Annotated in this window: 11 protein-coding genes; 9 read left to right on the plus strand and 2 right to left on the minus strand. The window is 49.9% G+C overall.

The genetic code is table 11. The annotated features are described in order from the left end of the window. The first annotated feature begins 28 nt into the window (after positions 1 to 28). Positions 29 to 172: a hypothetical protein gene (locus tag AB1611_13955; GenBank protein MEW6380695.1), complete on the plus strand. Its 144-nt coding sequence runs from the start codon at positions 29 to 31 to the stop codon at positions 170 to 172. A 440-nt stretch (positions 173 to 612) separates the two neighbouring features. Next, a complete protein-coding gene (gene sppA, locus AB1611_13960) occupies positions 613 to 2,418 on the plus strand; it encodes a signal peptide peptidase SppA (protein ID MEW6380696.1) in 1,806 nt (601 codons plus the stop codon). A 31-nt stretch (positions 2,419 to 2,449) separates the two neighbouring features. Here sppA and AB1611_13965 read toward each other — a convergent pair whose 3' ends face one another. Continuing rightward, on the minus strand, positions 2,450 to 3,187 hold the full coding sequence (locus AB1611_13965) for a tetratricopeptide repeat protein (GenBank protein ID MEW6380697.1): 738 nt from the start codon (positions 3,185 to 3,187) through the stop codon (positions 2,450 to 2,452). Between the two features lie 425 nt (positions 3,188 to 3,612). Between AB1611_13965 and AB1611_13970 the strand changes: the two genes are divergently transcribed. The 4 genes from AB1611_13970 to AB1611_13985 are packed head-to-tail and all read left to right on the plus strand — an operon-like array spanning position 3,613 to position 11,656. Next, positions 3,613 to 3,882: a hypothetical protein gene (locus tag AB1611_13970; protein MEW6380698.1), complete on the plus strand. Its 270-nt coding sequence runs from the start codon at positions 3,613 to 3,615 to the stop codon at positions 3,880 to 3,882. Positions 3,883 to 3,933: 51 nt separating this feature from the next. Then, entirely contained in the window at positions 3,934 to 4,299 is a 366-nt protein-coding gene (locus AB1611_13975; GenBank protein MEW6380699.1) for a HEPN domain-containing protein, read from the plus strand. 25 nt (positions 4,300 to 4,324) lie between these two features. After that, positions 4,325 to 6,868, plus strand: a complete 2,544-nt coding sequence (locus AB1611_13980; GenBank protein MEW6380700.1) for a polysaccharide deacetylase family protein — start codon at positions 4,325 to 4,327, stop codon at positions 6,866 to 6,868. Positions 6,869 to 6,898: 30 nt separating this feature from the next. Then, entirely contained in the window at positions 6,899 to 11,656 is a 4,758-nt protein-coding gene (locus AB1611_13985) for an AAA domain-containing protein (GenBank protein ID MEW6380701.1), read from the plus strand. Positions 11,657 to 11,702: 46 nt separating this feature from the next. Here AB1611_13985 and AB1611_13990 read toward each other — a convergent pair whose 3' ends face one another. After that, complete coding sequence (locus AB1611_13990; GenBank protein ID MEW6380702.1) at positions 11,703 to 11,858, minus strand: hypothetical protein; 156 nt, start codon at positions 11,856 to 11,858, stop codon at positions 11,703 to 11,705. A 533-nt stretch (positions 11,859 to 12,391) separates the two neighbouring features. Here AB1611_13990 and AB1611_13995 point away from each other — a divergent pair. The 3 genes from AB1611_13995 to AB1611_14005 all read left to right on the plus strand — a co-directional run bounded on the left by AB1611_13995 (position 12,392) and on the right by AB1611_14005 (position 15,061). Beyond that, a complete protein-coding gene (locus AB1611_13995; GenBank protein MEW6380703.1) occupies positions 12,392 to 13,024 on the plus strand; it encodes a sugar transferase in 633 nt (210 codons plus the stop codon). Positions 13,025 to 13,109: 85 nt separating this feature from the next. After that, a complete protein-coding gene (locus AB1611_14000; protein ID MEW6380704.1) occupies positions 13,110 to 13,853 on the plus strand; it encodes an acetyltransferase in 744 nt (247 codons plus the stop codon). Further along, entirely contained in the window at positions 13,847 to 15,061 is a 1,215-nt protein-coding gene (locus AB1611_14005) for an aminotransferase class I/II-fold pyridoxal phosphate-dependent enzyme (GenBank protein ID MEW6380705.1), read from the plus strand. Before AB1611_14000 ends, AB1611_14005 begins: the two co-directional genes overlap by 7 nt. Positions 15,062 to 15,068 lie beyond the last annotated feature (7 nt).

Raw genomic sequence — 15,068 nt, forward strand, 5'->3', positions numbered from 1 at the left:
CACTGATTTTTCCAGAAAGGAGGTGAGTATGTTGAGATATATTTATTTTGAATGGAAGAACGGTCTTTCAGCGCGGAGCATCTTCCCCAGGGCAGTCAAACACCTGTGGGAAAAATATGGAGCTCCTGTCAAATGTGAAGTACAGTTTGCTGCAGCAGAGGGAAAAAACTAGTTCAATAGGAAGGATAACCCATGCGACTCAAATGTATTTCAGGGGTTTTAGCGTAAGCTAAGACCCTTTTTTTGTGCTTCCGCGAAGAGCCTCTCCCGCCTGAAAAAATTCTCTGCCGCTGATTTCAGATAACCTCCCAAATGCCGGGATGCCGGACTATCCACCCCGGATTTCAGGAAAAAACCCGGCAATGATGAGCACCAAGATAAGACGTGTCGGTATCCGACTGTCTGACAGAATCATTTCTGCTTGATATTACTTGCTGAAAGCTTTACACTTCCTGAGAATTGCGTGTAACTTTCCTTGACTATCATTTTCACCTTATGGTATGTTTTGCGTAATTACTCAGGCACAAAGGCACAAAGGGGCAAAGAAGATAATGAGTAGCTGCAAGATAGGAGCAATAAAATAACAACAATATAATAAGGAACTCACAGGCGATGAAGAATATCCTCAAATATTACCTGATGATCGTTGGATTCCTGACTACCCTGTTCATGCTGCTTTTGGCAGTTTTCATTTTCAGTTTAATCAGTAACATCGGCAAGGTCTCCCTGCGCATGGAAGAGAAAGAAGAGCTTGCGGCTGATCAGCCTTTTTATCTGGAGTTGAATCTGGTGGGGGATGTTCAGGACCAGGAGGTTTCGGAGTTTGGCTGGTTTATCCAGCTCATTGAAGAGCAGCCAAGATTCCAGCTCTACGACCTGATCACTACCATAGATCAGGCATCCCGCGATGGACGGATCAAGGGGCTGGTCATCAGGAATCTGGACATGCAGGCATCCATGAATTCCTTTTTCGAGTTGAGCGATGCCTTGAACCGTTTCCGGAAGCAGGGTAAAAAGGTCTATGTTTTTTTAAACGAAGCTGACAATCAGAACTACCTGCTGGCCTCGGCGGCGGACAGGATATTTCTCCAGAAAGAGGGAAGTCTGTATATACCAGGCATTTCCGGCTCATTTATGTACGTAAAAGATACCCTGGCCAAGGTGGGAGTCGAAGCTGACTTTCTCCGGGCAGGAAGGTATAAGAGCGCTCCGGAAATGTTTACATCCAATGCCATGTCTGAGGATACCCGGAAAGTATACACGGAGCTTTTGAGTGATATCCAGGAGACTTTTATCACCACCCTGGTTAAAAACAGAAAATTATCCAGAGAGGAAGTAACCGGGTGCCTCAACAAAGCCCTGATCACGGCCAGGGAAGCCCTCCAGCGAAAGCTGGTAGATAACCTCTCCTATCATGACGAATTCCTTGAAATTGTAGAGAAGAAACTCTTTCCGGAGATTGAGCCCTTGAGCTTCAGCACCTACGCCAGGGTTTCGCCTTCATCCGTCAAAGGGCTCAAGGTTGATACGGATAAAAAGATTGCCATGATTATCGCCAACGGCCTGATTCAGATGTCACCCCAGGAGCATCAGATCAAAGAGCCTTCCATCCTGCCTTCCCAGATACTCAAGGAACTGGAGGAGGTCGAGGAAGATCCCGACATTAAAGCCCTGATTATCCGGGTAAACAGCCAGGGAGGCTCAGCCCTGGCTTCAGACATCATCTGGGAGAGAGTCAGAAAGCTGAATGCCAAAAAGCCCGTTTTCGTATCTATGGGCTCCGTAGCAGCATCAGGCGGCTACTACATTTCCATGAGTGCAGGTCAGATTTATGCTGGCCCGACCACCCTCACCGGCTCTATCGGTGTTTTTGGCGGCAAGTTTGTGGTCAGCGATCTTTTGGACAAGATCGGTGCTCATACGGAAATTATTGCCTTTAGTGATGGGGCGTCATTGTTCTCCCCCATTCAGACCTTCACTCCAAACCAGCGCAGGGAGTTTGATGAGTTTCTTCAGAATACCTACCGGAGCTTTGTTACCAAGGCATCTTTGAGCCGGAATAAAAAGTATGAGGAGCTGGACGAAGTCGCCCAGGGCCGGGTCTGGACCGGCCGGCAGGCCCGGCAGGTTGGCCTGGTGGACGGTATTGGCGGCTATCATGAAGTCATTCAGGCTGTCAAGAAAAAGATCGGTTTGGGCAAGGATGTAGTCCCGACCATTGTCCCCATCACAATCGAGCCGGAAAGCCTGCTGGATATTCTGCGCACTCTCCGCCCCTTCCTGAGAGAGAGATTCGGTCTTTGCTCATCCTCTGATGTGAAACTGACGAAAAAGGTTGAATATCTGAAGACGCTCAATAATCTTCTCTGCCGGGAGAGGTCTTTGTATTTAATGCCATTCCTGGCAGAGATTCAATAGGAAGGCATTGGAAAAACTCCACTCGGTTAACCTATCTCCGATATATTTTTCGAACGCTGCCGCTGCCGCCGCCGCGGACAAATTTGGGAGGCTGCTGACGGACAATGGTCTTTTCCAGCATGAAGATTGACCACATATCTTTATAAGCCCGCATCTTCATCTTCTGGTTATTCTGAAGGGCCGTGAGATTAGCCTTGATATTCTCGTCACCTGGCAGCCGCTTCAGCCCCTTGTTGAGGACCTCGATGGCTTCGTCCTTCTTCCCGAGGCTGCTCAGGCAGTAGGCATACAGGGACCAGACGATACTCTCCCTGCCGGAGGCGCGGGTAGCAGCCCTGAAGGCTTTGTTCATATTTTCCTCGTCCTTTTTCTTCATGTACAAAATACCCAGCATGCACTGCCCGATGTAATGGCTGGCAATCCCCCTGCTAAGATACTCTTCAGCCTTTTTGAAATCCTTTTTATAATATTGTATCACTCCGATTTGAGAATTGAGCTGAGAGGCAATAAAGGGATGCCGGTACTGGTATTTGAACCCGCCTTCCAGGACATTGATAGCCCGGTCAAATTGCCCTTTGGTCAACTCTTCATTGGCCTGTTCAATAACGGCAGTAACCTTTTTCATCACGAGTCTGGCCAGCAGGAAAAAAACGGCGATAGCCGCAATCTGCCCCAAAATGATCCCGATAACCCAATGACCGGGAAGGGCAAAATGGAGGAGAAAGAAGGTTCCAACACCGAAGAGCAGGGAAATGGCAATATTGATCATAAATGAAAGCTCCTTTTATCCTTTCTTTATCAGCCAGTTCTGTATCCTAAATCCAATAATTATGTAATTATGGAAGTGCTTATTTTAGCAGAATTTCCATCTTTTTCAAGCTTAAAAGAGGGGAGCCCGGATGTTCCCCAATGCTATGGAAAAGCTTTCACTTACTCTCCTCCTCCCTGGGGGTCAGTGCTATTAAATCAAGAGACGGATTAATAAGGTGGTGTTTTTTCCCTTGTAAAACCAAATCTTTTTGTTTAAAATAAAAAAGATGATATATTTATCATCTTTTTGAATACACGGACAATTTCTATGGTTACCTTTCAGGATGCACAGGAAGTGGTTCAGGTTATTGCCAGGGTGGTTCATCCGGCTCTGGTTGTGCTCTTTGGCTCGCCAGGCAGATGATGTGCCAGGAGGGGGGCAGTATGTCAGGATGTGTGGTGTGGCGGTATGCCAGGAAGTCGTACCTGTGCGGTGAGCACTGCAAAGCAGCTTCCGCTGCGCTCCCGATGTCCACTCCAAAAGGCAATGGATATTATAAGGCAAGCCCGGCTATTTTCAAAAGTGACAGTATTGAGTCATCCACAAGGAAAGTGGCCGCCAGATTATCTTCAGTCCAGGAGAAGGAAAGCGGTATCGTGCTGCCGCAGTCCAAAGCGGCTGCCGCCGCAGAAGGCAGGAGCATTATCTTTTAGGGTGTAAGAGCATCATTGCCCTCAAGAGGGAGATGAGATCGGATTAGCCGTATGATTCGTTCTGTAAGTGCCATTCACTTTAAAGGCGCTTGCTATCATTCTCAGCAGAGTATCGAGAAAGCTATCAAAGCAATGCTGTTTACCAGGGGCTGGGAGTTGGAAAGGGTGCCCAGCATCGAACGGCTGGCAGCTATCGGAGAGGATTACAAGATATCCCTCAACATCTCTGATGAGGAAGTAATCTTTATCGATACGATTTACCGGGGAGGGTATCCTGTTGAAGCCGGTCTCCTCCCTTTGGGAGAGCCATCAGGAAATGATGCAGGGAAAGCCGTCAGCATTGCCAGACGAGTATTCAACGACATAAAGGCGGCAATGACCGGCCAGGGATTAGCTGCCGAAGAGCAAGCTGAATAGTAAGGAGTCAATAAGGAGGCCGACTATGAGAAAAAGGAGTGAGTGTGAGCATATGAGACGGGTTTTGGGAAGAATGACCGGGGGGGTAGGCAAGGGAATTACCTTATGGCTTGCAGGGCTCATGATAGCAGCCCTGGCAGGACACATGGCAGGTACCCTCACCCTGCTGCCCGGTCAGCATGAGGCATGGGCTGCTGATCCTCCGCCGGTGGTTTGCACCAGCAATGATCAGTGCCTGGCGGAAGAGTATTGTGAGAAGAAGCCCGGAGATTGTCAGGGAGAAGGGGTGTGTGTCAGAAGGCCAGCAGGCTGCCTGGCTTACGTTGATCCGGTCTGTGGCTGTGATGGCCGAACGCACAGTAATCCCGGTTGTGCTGCGGCCTTCAGCGGTGTAAACGTGGAGCACGATGGCGAGTGCATCAAAGGCGATCTCAATGGTGATAGCCAGGTCACGCCCGAAGATGCCCTGATTGCCTTCCGGTGCTATCTGGCTCTTGGCTCCTGCCCGCACTGGGCTGATGTCAATCAGGACAGTCAGATTACTCCGGCAGATGCTCTTTGCCTGTTCCGAAAATATCTGGGGCTGACATCCTGCCTGGATTGGATCAAGCTCTGCTACATTGATTTTTTACGTATGTCTCCCTTGAAGACGGCTGAATATCTTACAAGTATACTGCACCTTCCGGTTGGAAAGATAGGTCCTGACTACAAAGTGGTCTCTACCGACAGCCAGCCGGTTGGGCTTGACTGGGAAAGGGAAATGAAATGGATAAAGGAAGGGTATGAGTACACCCTCACTAATGGTGGCCGGATCACCATGTGGGGCGATCCCAATAATCGGCCTTATCCCAATTGTCAGCACTATGCCTTAACTTATCTCCTGAAGAGGCGGGGGACCTCAATCGGCTGGTCATACGATCAGGAAAAGGTAATGGCCAGGATGAAAGAGATACTATTCTCGCTGGGCATAGTCTTGAGCGGTTCGGAAGAGTTATCCCTCGTCAAATCTTCTGCCGGTCCCTACTCTCATTGGTATGAGTTTACCGCAAAGCAGAAGTTCGGGTCCGAAACCCTGAGCTATCCGGGTATTTATGCGGAAATCGAAGGAGATACGGGTGAAATCAACTTCCTGAAAATCCTGAGATGGTATCCTAACCTAAACGACATCACGGTTGTACTCTCCGATGCGGACCTGGAGGAGAAAGCACAGTATTACTATACCCATACTGCAAGCCATGAGGTTATTTCCGTGCCTGCTGACCTGACAGTCGGGGAACTTTACATCATCAGGGACAGGCTGTGCAAAAGAGTCGGCGGAGCAGTCATCGATGCCTGGGGGTCCACCCTGCATCTGTTCATTGATGTGCAAACCGGCGACATTCTGGATGAAGAGCGGATGCTGGTTGACAATGCGGTCATAGACGAGCCAGCCAATACCCAAACCAATACCCAGAAGCCGCCGGAAGCCCTGATGCTGCTCATCGAGTATGAAGGCATGCCCGGCCTGACTAACTTTATCTTCGAGCTTCAGAAAAGAAATATCCCCTCACTGCTTCTGGCTTCGGCAGACTTTGTCGAGCAGCATACCGGGGAACTCAAGAAGCTGCAAGAGTATGGCATGGAGGTCGCGGCCTTATGCTCTCCCTCTCCCCCGCTCTGGGATGTGCCCTACGAGGAGCAGTATCAGATTATCAAAGACCGGAAGGAGAGGATCGAAGCCTGCCTCGGCAAGCCGATCAGGGCAATAGCCTCAGCCTATTTTGCTTACGATCATAATACCCTCAAAGTGGCTGAAGAGCTCGGCATCCCCTTTGTCATGGCCAGAGGGACCACCGGGGCCAAAGCAACCATCTATCAGCCGCAAGGGTACGATGTCAGGATATTTTCGGTTTCCAACGTGTCCTCGGAAAAGTGGGGCACCGGCAGCCTGTGCGATTACAGCTACTGGGCGAGGGAGGGGACGCCGGAGCAGTTCCGGGAGGAGCTGTTCGATGCCGCCCGGCAGCACGACAAAATCTCTCCGGTCTCCCATACCCGGATCGGCGGCCTGAAGGCAGCGTGGAATGCGGTCTATCTGGACTTTTTCGATCAGGCATCCATCCATTGGGTCGATCTGGACACCTTCGGGACAGTGGACGAGATACTCCCGCTGTCTGAAATCCCCCAAAACCGGGAGGTCCAATACACCGTCCCCAAACCGGCCCGGCCCCTCGATGAAGAGCCGAATGTTGATAATCCCTGTCAAATCAGCGACTTTCCGGCATCTCCCGGCCAGGGAGTCGGCCAAGAAGCCGGGAGCAGGATCATCATCTTCCATAACGGCTATGGCTCCATGTGCCTGGCCGCGCTCGATTTCCTCCAGGGTCTTGACTACCCGCTCGTGCAGCATCTGAATACCGATGCCGATTACCGGGACCGGCTGAACGAGCTCATGACCCAGTATGGCTCAAGCGAGGGGATATCGGACACATTCGGCTATCTGCCGGTCATATTCGTGAAGGACAAAGCCTACTCCGGCTTTGACGACCAGGTGAAAGAGGGAATATTGCAGGCGATCGGGGGGAAGTAGAAGGAATGTTTGTTTGGGGTCAGATGACATATGAGCTTATGTCAAATTCCAAATATTAATGAGAAAGCCGTTCGACTCGTTGAGTATCTGCGGCGGCTCGCTTCTCTGCGCTCTCCATTGGTGCGGGAGATCACCGGTTATGAAATGGTTCTCTGGGTCGGTGGGATCCCGCAACAAAAGGGATGCTTCACTCAGGCTTGGGGACGAGATGAAAAATACGATCCAGATATCTGGATCGAGGTCCAGAGTCGGCGGGAACCAGAATTGCCGAGCGTCCCGGAGCAGTGCCAGAATTGGGTTAACGAGAATACTCTGCGGAACAAGAATGAACTGCCGGAACTTCTATCGTCCATAACCATCCAAGATCGCAATCCCAACTGGAAGGAAGGCTCCAATCTACCAGAGCTTATAACCTGCACCGCAAGGCTTGAGGATCATCCAGAAATTCAAAGTGCATGGGACCGCTGGGTTGAAGAACGCTGGCTGCCATGGACGGAAGAGCATAATGCCTGGGAGAGCATCCATAAGATATATTCCGAACTCTTTGCCATCCACCAGGAACAAATGCGACTCGGTGAGGAGTATGAGCTCGTTCTCGGTCTTGGCCTTCTTATCTGGCAGACTCCAAGCGGGCACCGTGTTTGCCGCCACTTGATTGTCGCCAACGCCCTGCTTGAGTTTGAGGCGCGTTTGGCAAAATTCACTGTCCGGCCAAACCCGGATGGCGCAAAACTTCGACCTGAGCTCGATATGCTGGATATTAAGGGTCAACCAGCGCACGCTGAGGAAGAGGCGAAGCGGGCATTGACTGCTGCTGGGGATGATCCGTGGGAAAAGGATTGTATTGAAGGGGTACTTCAAGCTCTTGTGCGTTCAATCAATTCGCAGGGCGAATATGACAGCGCATTGGAAGGGAAGAGTGTCCGAGCATCCGGTAAACCCGTTGTTAAATATGCGCCCGCCCTTATTCTGAGAAAACGATGCGCAAGAGGTCTTACTGAAATATTGAACCGGATTAAGGGACGGATTGAGAAGGGCGAGGATATTCCCCGCGAGTTTTTGGATCTTGCTGAAATACAATCGGCAAGTGATGTCGATTCGGAAAATGATTCGGGTGAAGTGAATAGCTGCTTTGATGGTGAAGTGTTTTTCCCAAAGCCATCAAATGAGGAACAGCGTCGCATCGTGGAGATGCTCAGAAGAGCAAGTCTCGTACTTGTGCAGGGGCCTCCTGGTACGGGAAAATCCCATACGATCGCTAATCTAATCTGCCACCTGCTTGCCACCGGCCAGAGAACGCTGATCACAGCAAAAACTCCTCGTGCACTTCAGGTTCTCGAAGGACTTATCCCGGATGAACTTCGGCCGCTCTGCATCAACGTGCTCGGCAGCGGACGTGAAGAGAAGAGGTCGATGGAATCCAGTGTCGGCGGAATACTCCGGAAGAAAGATGAATGGAGCGAAAAACAGGCAGCCAGAGTTCGTGAGGAACTTGAGCAAAAGCTCCGCGAATTGCGGGAGGAGAAAGCTAAAATCAACAGAAGGCTTCGCGATATCCGGGAATCCGAAGTTTATTCACATTCCATTGCTGAAGGAACCTATCGAGGTACCGCTGCACGAATAGCAGAAGCTATGAATCGGAATAGGAGTACCTACGAATGGTTCACGGACACGGTCCCTCTGGATGGGACTTGTCCAATCTCCGAAAGCGACTTGCGAAATGTGCTTGGGGGTCTGCGCCGCTTCACAGCCGAAAAGCGGCAGGAGTTAATCCGTCCGCGGCCAAAAGACCTGCTATCACCCGAAAGAGTCTCCACCCTCTTTGAGCATGAGAAAAAGGCGATTGAAGAAGAGTCCCGTTCGGCAAAAGGAGCGGATGAGCAACTGATAGCCGATCATCTATCAAGGATGGAGGCCGAAACTATCAAGGCGATCCATGATTCCCTTTCTGCTTTCCTGAACGAGTACCAAAGGCTTTCCACATCGCCTCATGCATGGATATGCGAAGCTTTGCGTGATGTTGCAGGCGGCAATTCATCCATGTGGCGTGACCTTCACTGCGTTACTCGGGATACAATCACCTCTATCGAACCGCTGGCCTCTGTGGCGGATGATACCACCATTGACTTTCCAGATACAACCAATATCAGAGCACTCCGTGAAGATGCCTGCAAACTGAAAGAGCACATGGAAAATGGCGGTAAACTTGGGTGGTGGGGGCCATTCCGCCCAAAGCTGGTTAAAGAGCGTGCTTATGTACTCAAGACCGTTCGAATAAACGGGCGTTCCTGCTCCACCCTTGAGCATATCTCAGTTCTGGCCGATGCGCTGTATGTACGGATTGCATGCGAAAAGGCATGGAGATTCTGGGCAGGCCGGTGTAAAAATATCCAGGGGCCTTATACCCTGCAACTACACAGGCTGAAAGCTTTGTATGACGCCTTGACCAGTGTGCTGTCCATCGAGACTCTCATTGAGCAATGCCGCAAGGCCCTGCAGCACTGTCCACATCTGGGCGAATCCATTTGGACCAATGAATTGCAGGTAAGAAAAATCATTGCCTCTTGCAGGCTTGCACTGGACCGTCAAGCAAAGCGCCTTGCTATTGAAGAAATCCGGAGGATTGAAGCTCCACTGATGGTACTTGTTGCTAAGAGCGGTGTACATCCCATAACAGGAGAGTTACTTCAGTCACTTCGCCAACGTGACCCTGAGGGATTCGCACGTGCCTGGAATAAATTGCATGATCTGGATAGAGATTGTCAACATCTTCATAAGGTGAACGAAGACATTAACAAACTGCGGCATCTTGTGCCAAGGCTGGTTGGGGAATTGGAACGCACCTGCAATGATGCCTGCTGGAATTCACGTGTTCAGGAGATAGAAAGTGCCTGGCATTGGGCCCAGGCAAGGTTCTGGGTTGAGGAATACATACGAAAGGAAGACGCTCCAAATCTCGCCAGGCGCGCAAGGCAGATTGAGGACGAAATCAGCATAACCATTACGAAACTCGCTGCACTCCATGCATGGTCGTTCTGCTTCTCCCGTCTTCAGGATAAGCACCAGCGTCACATGGTAGCTTGGCAACAGGAGATGAAGAAATATGGCAAAGGAACGGGAAAACATGCGCACTTACACCTTCGTGAAGCCCAGAAACACTTGAACGAGTGCCGGGAGGCGGTTCCGGCCTGGGTAATGCCTCTTCATCGGGTCTGGGATACAATAGACCCCTCGCCCGGAATGTTTGACGTCATCATCGTTGATGAGGCATCACAATGCGGCTTTGAAGCTCTTCCACTCTTTTACCTGGGGAAGAAGATTTTGATTGTGGGAGATGACAAGCAGATCAGCCCGGATGCTGTTGGTTTGTCACGTGATGACGTGCACGGCTTAATGGAAGAATTTCTTCACGATTTCCGCTTCAGGTCTTCTTTCGACGTCGAGAGCAGCTTATTCGCTCACGGCAAACTGAGATGTGGAAATCGGCAGATTATTCTGCGTGAGCACTTCCGATGCATGCCGGAAATTATCCGATTCAGCAACGATCTTTGGTATTTCGATACTCCGTTGATTCCTCTGAGACAATACGGACCTGACCGACTGACCCCACTTGAGCATGTTTTTGTCAGGAAAGGCTATCGCCAGGGAAGCGATAGTCGTGCGATCAATCATCCGGAAGCTGATGCGATAGCAGAGAAAATTGTTGAATTGTGCAAAGATCCAAGGTACACAGGAAAGACTATGGGTGTTGTGGTGCTGCAGGGGGATGCCCAGTCTGGCCTGATAGAGGAAAAGCTATTGAAACTCCTGGGAGCTGAAGAGATGGAGATGCGGCGTCTAATCTGCGGGAATCCATACAGCTTCCAGGGCGATGAACGTGACATTATCTTCCTGTCCATGGTTGCCGCAACCAATGATAGAATCGGCCCACTCGCAAAGGCGGCGGATGAAAGAAGATTCAATGTGGCAGCAAGTCGCGCACGGGACCAGATGTGGCTCTTCCACTCAGTACAGTGCAACGATCTGAGTACACATTGTCTGCGCCGCACGTTACTTAAATTTTTTGAAGATACTCGGCCACGAAAGATCGCCGGTATTGATAGGGATGAGTTGGAACGTCGAGCGGCGCAGGATAACCGATCAGTCGTTAAAGCGCCACCACCGTTTGAGAGTTGGTTTGAAGTGAACGTAGCGCTCGAGCTGATCCGCAGGGGATATCTCGTAATACCGCAGTATGAGGTTGCCGGAAAAAGGATTGATCTTGTGGTCGAAGGCGGCCGGACGCGATTGGCGGTCGAGTGTGATGGTGATGAGTGGCATGGAGTTGATCGATATGAAGAGGATATGCAGCGTAAACGACAATTAGAACGATGCGGCTGGGTCTTCTTTAATGTCAGAGAATCGGAATTCTATGCGGATAAGCAAAGGGTAATGGAGCATCTTTATCGCCTTCTCGATGAGAGAGGAATTGTCCCGCAAATCCGCTTACAAGAAAAGGAATCGGATGTAAAAGATGTAAAAGCTGCACACGATGTAAAAGTCCAAATCGGTGACACGGTGATTTATGTTGATATTCAAGATCCGCAGATCGAGAAACATATCGTGATATCCAACACAAAATCGAATCCTGATTGGGGAATAGTAAACGTCAATACACCTATTGCACAAGCCCTCTTAGGTTCTTGTATAAACGATAAGGTGGAAGCCAAGCTCCCAAGAGGTTCTGTGCACCTTCTCGTAAAAGCAATCAAAAAGCCAGCAAGTGAGCACTGGCATCGACAAAAATAGCCCTATTTCTCTTCATTATAAAGATATTGGTCATGATCTCTGCCATTTACTTGATGAACGAGGTTGCTGAAGCCAACCAAGAGCAAAATCCTCTATCCGCCAACAGAATATCGCCACCACCAACGACAATACGGCGTGCATTCAAGATGCGGGTAATAGGTCCCTTAAGGTGCTCGATGGACGGCGTAACCTGATCATTCATTGGTAATTCTCATTGTCTTTGCCTCTCTTCCCGAATCAGGGCATCAAGGAAGTGACCGAAACCAGAAATATTATACTATAAAATAGCCTTTGCAGCCATTATTTCAAAAATTCCTCCCCGGATTAAAAACCCTCAGCATCTATTAATAAAAATTTTATATAAATTGTGTAGGTATAATTAATAAAATTTTCCGATAAGTATTTGGTTCGATCATATATGAGCTAAAAAATTTACTTTCATTTATTTGCCACACTAAAAAATTTTTCATCTAATTTTAATCTACTCGCTCATAATAATAGTCAACACAAAATGACATTGTAATTTCGAGAGCTCAGGAACGAAAAATCTTACTTGCGACATGTTCAGGATAGTAAGAGATTTCTCACCTTGCTCGAAATCACAATTTAAGTACTTGCCAGGAGAGGTATTGTTTAACACCTGAGTAAAAAAGTTTCCGGGAATTGAGAGGGCGAAGCTATGCCTGGAATTTACAAAGGAGTAACATAACGAACGGGAAAAAATATATTCACCTTATGTCATACAAGAATGGGTCTTGTGATCTCCAAAAACGTCTTTTCGACATTATCTTAGTCATTCCGGCACTTATTATTCTTTCACCAATAATGATTCTCATTGCTCTTCTTGTTCGCCTTAAACTTGGGGATCCGGTGTTATTTTGCCAGCAGCGGCCTGGACTGGATAGTAAGCCCTTTCCTCTCTATAAGTTTCGAACGATGACTGATGTACGGGATACCCAGGGGAGATTGCTTTCGGATGGGGAGCGGCTTAGCCCTTTTGGCCGTTTTTTGCGCAGTACAAGTCTTGATGAACTGCCAGAGCTTTTTAATGTGCTCAGGGGAGACATGAGTCTGGTTGGACCGAGACCGCTTCTTATGGAATATCTTGACCGCTATACTCCGGAACAGGAGAGAAGACACAGGGTCAAGCCCGGTATTACCGGCTGGGCTCAAGTCAATGGCCGAAATGCCATTACCTGGGAGGAGAAGTTTGCCCTGGATGTCTGGTATGTAGACCATCGTTCGTTATGGCTGGATATGAAAATTATCTTTCTTACTATCTGGAAGACTCTTTGCAGGCAAAATATCAACCAGGCAGGACAGGCAACGGTAAAAAAATTCGAGGGTCAAAAGGCTGAGATACTATAGACCCGGCCTGAGCATAATTCACCTTCTTCAAATCTTTCTTTTTCAGATTCCCGGCTTCTTTTTCCAATACAACAAGTCTCAAAGCATGCGAGAGATCGTCATTTTCGGCGTAGGCGGTTTTGGCCGCGAAACAGCGTTCCTGATCGAGGATATTAATCTCCTCAAGCCCCAGTGGAAGTTATTGGGTTTTCTGGATGAAGATTCAGGTAAGCAGGGGAGCCGGGTAAATGGTTATCCGGTATTGGGCGGCATCGATAGATTTCTCCATAATCCGGAGGTATTTGTGGTCTGCGCTATCGGCAGCCCTTTGGCCCGGAAAAAGATCGTCGGGATTTTGGAGCAGGCAAACGCTCGATTTCCCAATATCATCCACCCTCATGTCATCTGTTATCACGGTAATTCGTTTGGCGTCGGGAACATTGTCAGCTCAGGCAATATCTTGAATGTCGATGTGACCGTTGGCAATCATGTTTGTTTTGAAATGGCTTCTACTATTGGCCACGACGTAGTAATCGAAGACTTCGTAAGCCTTATGCCGGGGGTGAACGTATCCGGCAATGTCGTCCTGGAGGAAGGCTGCTATCTGGGAACAGGATGCAAGATTATCCAGGGAAAGCGCATAGGGAAGTGGGCGATTGTTGGAGCCGGGGCCGTGGTCATCCATGATGTACCCCCTTACTCGACGGTGGCTGGAGTTCCGGCTACGGTAATCAAAACCCGGCAGGCAGCCGCGATAGAGGTAAATATAGAGGAAAATAGTGAAAGCAGGTCAATGGTTGTTGGAGAACTGTTGTTGGAGAAAGCCAAGGAGAAGCATCGATCATGGTAAAAGTCAAGCCGGTTGCAGGGACAAGATCAGCATCAGGCCGCATCTATCTTTCTCCTCCGCACATAGGGGAAGCGGAAAAGGAGTTTGTTCTCGAAGCCTTTGAAACGAATTGGATCGCACCGATAGGGCCGCATGTGGATGCCTTCGAGCGCGAGTTCTGTGAGGTAACAGGATGCAGGCATGCGGCAGCCGTAATCTCGGGTACAGCCGCTCTGCACCTTGCCCTCCAGTTAATCGGCGTCCGTCCGGGTGATGAGGTTCTCTGCTCTACCCTGACTTTTATTGCCAGTGCCTCGCCTGTTACCTACCTTGGGGCCAGGCCATTTTTTATCGACAGCGACCGGACATCCTGGAACATGGATCCGGAGCTTTTGACTGATGAGCTGAAAGAGCGGGCCCGCAGAAACCGGCTGCCCAAAGCTGTGGTTCTGGTCCACCTGTTCGGCCAGAGTGCGGACATTGACCCTATTCTTGCGGCCTGTAACCGTTATGGCGTACCGCTGATCGAAGATGCCGCCGAAGCCCTGGGAGCCACATATCAGGGACGATCTCCCGGCACCTTCGGCCTGGCCGGGGTGTATTCCTTTAACGGCAATAAGATTATTACGACTTCAGGCGGGGGCATGCTCGTTTCGGATGATGAGGAACTGGTGTCAAGAGCCCGGTTTCTGGCTACCCAGGCAAGGGATCCGGCCCCGCATTACGAGCATTCGGTTATCGGCTATAATTACCGGCTCAGCAATGTGCTGGCTGGAATCGGCCGGGGGCAGCTTCGTGCCCTGCACGAGCGGATCGAGACCAGACGCCGCAATTACCAGTTTTATCAGGCCGGCCTGGCTGATGCTGACGGGATTGAATTCATGCCGGAAGCTCCCTTCGGCAAGTGTACGCGCTGGCTCACCTGCCTGACCATAGACCCCGAAAGATTCGGTGCGGACAGGGATGGAATTCTTGCCGCACTTGGCAGGGAGAATATCGAAGCCAGGCCGATCTGGAAGCCCCTCCACCTTCAGCCAGCCTTCAGGGGTTGCACGTGCCGGGGCGGAGCTGTAGCTGAAGACCTCTTTAACCGTGGCCTCTGCCTCCCCTCAGGATCAAACCTGACCAGTGATGACCTTGAGCGGATCGTCGGCGTTATCCTGAGCTGTCGGCAGGGAAAGAGAGAGCCCTGGAATAGAATACGGTATCATGAAAAAAAACCTAATTGAGGGAAGA

The organism is bacterium (assembly GCA_040755755.1).
Classification (GTDB): domain Bacteria; phylum SZUA-182; class SZUA-182; order DTGQ01; family DTGQ01; genus DTGQ01.

Excerpts from the sequence above, each read along its gene's own strand:
- AB1611_13955 (MEW6380695.1), top strand. The coding sequence starts at position 29 with ATGTTGAGATATATTTATTTTGAATGGAAGAACGGTCTTTCAGCGCGG.
- sppA (MEW6380696.1), top strand. The coding sequence starts at position 613 with ATGAAGAATATCCTCAAATATTACCTGATGATCGTTGGATTCCTGACT.
- AB1611_13965 (MEW6380697.1), bottom strand. The coding sequence starts at position 3,187 with ATGATCAATATTGCCATTTCCCTGCTCTTCGGTGTTGGAACCTTCTTT.
- AB1611_13970 (MEW6380698.1), top strand. The coding sequence starts at position 3,613 with ATGTCAGGATGTGTGGTGTGGCGGTATGCCAGGAAGTCGTACCTGTGC.
- AB1611_13975 (MEW6380699.1), top strand. The coding sequence starts at position 3,934 with ATGATTCGTTCTGTAAGTGCCATTCACTTTAAAGGCGCTTGCTATCAT.
- AB1611_13980 (MEW6380700.1), top strand. The coding sequence starts at position 4,325 with ATGAGAAAAAGGAGTGAGTGTGAGCATATGAGACGGGTTTTGGGAAGA.
- AB1611_13985 (MEW6380701.1), top strand. The coding sequence starts at position 6,899 with ATGAGCTTATGTCAAATTCCAAATATTAATGAGAAAGCCGTTCGACTC.
- AB1611_13990 (MEW6380702.1), bottom strand. The coding sequence starts at position 11,858 with ATGAATGATCAGGTTACGCCGTCCATCGAGCACCTTAAGGGACCTATT.
- AB1611_13995 (MEW6380703.1), top strand. The coding sequence starts at position 12,392 with ATGTCATACAAGAATGGGTCTTGTGATCTCCAAAAACGTCTTTTCGAC.
- AB1611_14000 (MEW6380704.1), top strand. The coding sequence starts at position 13,110 with ATGCGAGAGATCGTCATTTTCGGCGTAGGCGGTTTTGGCCGCGAAACA.
- AB1611_14005 (MEW6380705.1), top strand. The coding sequence starts at position 13,847 with ATGGTAAAAGTCAAGCCGGTTGCAGGGACAAGATCAGCATCAGGCCGC.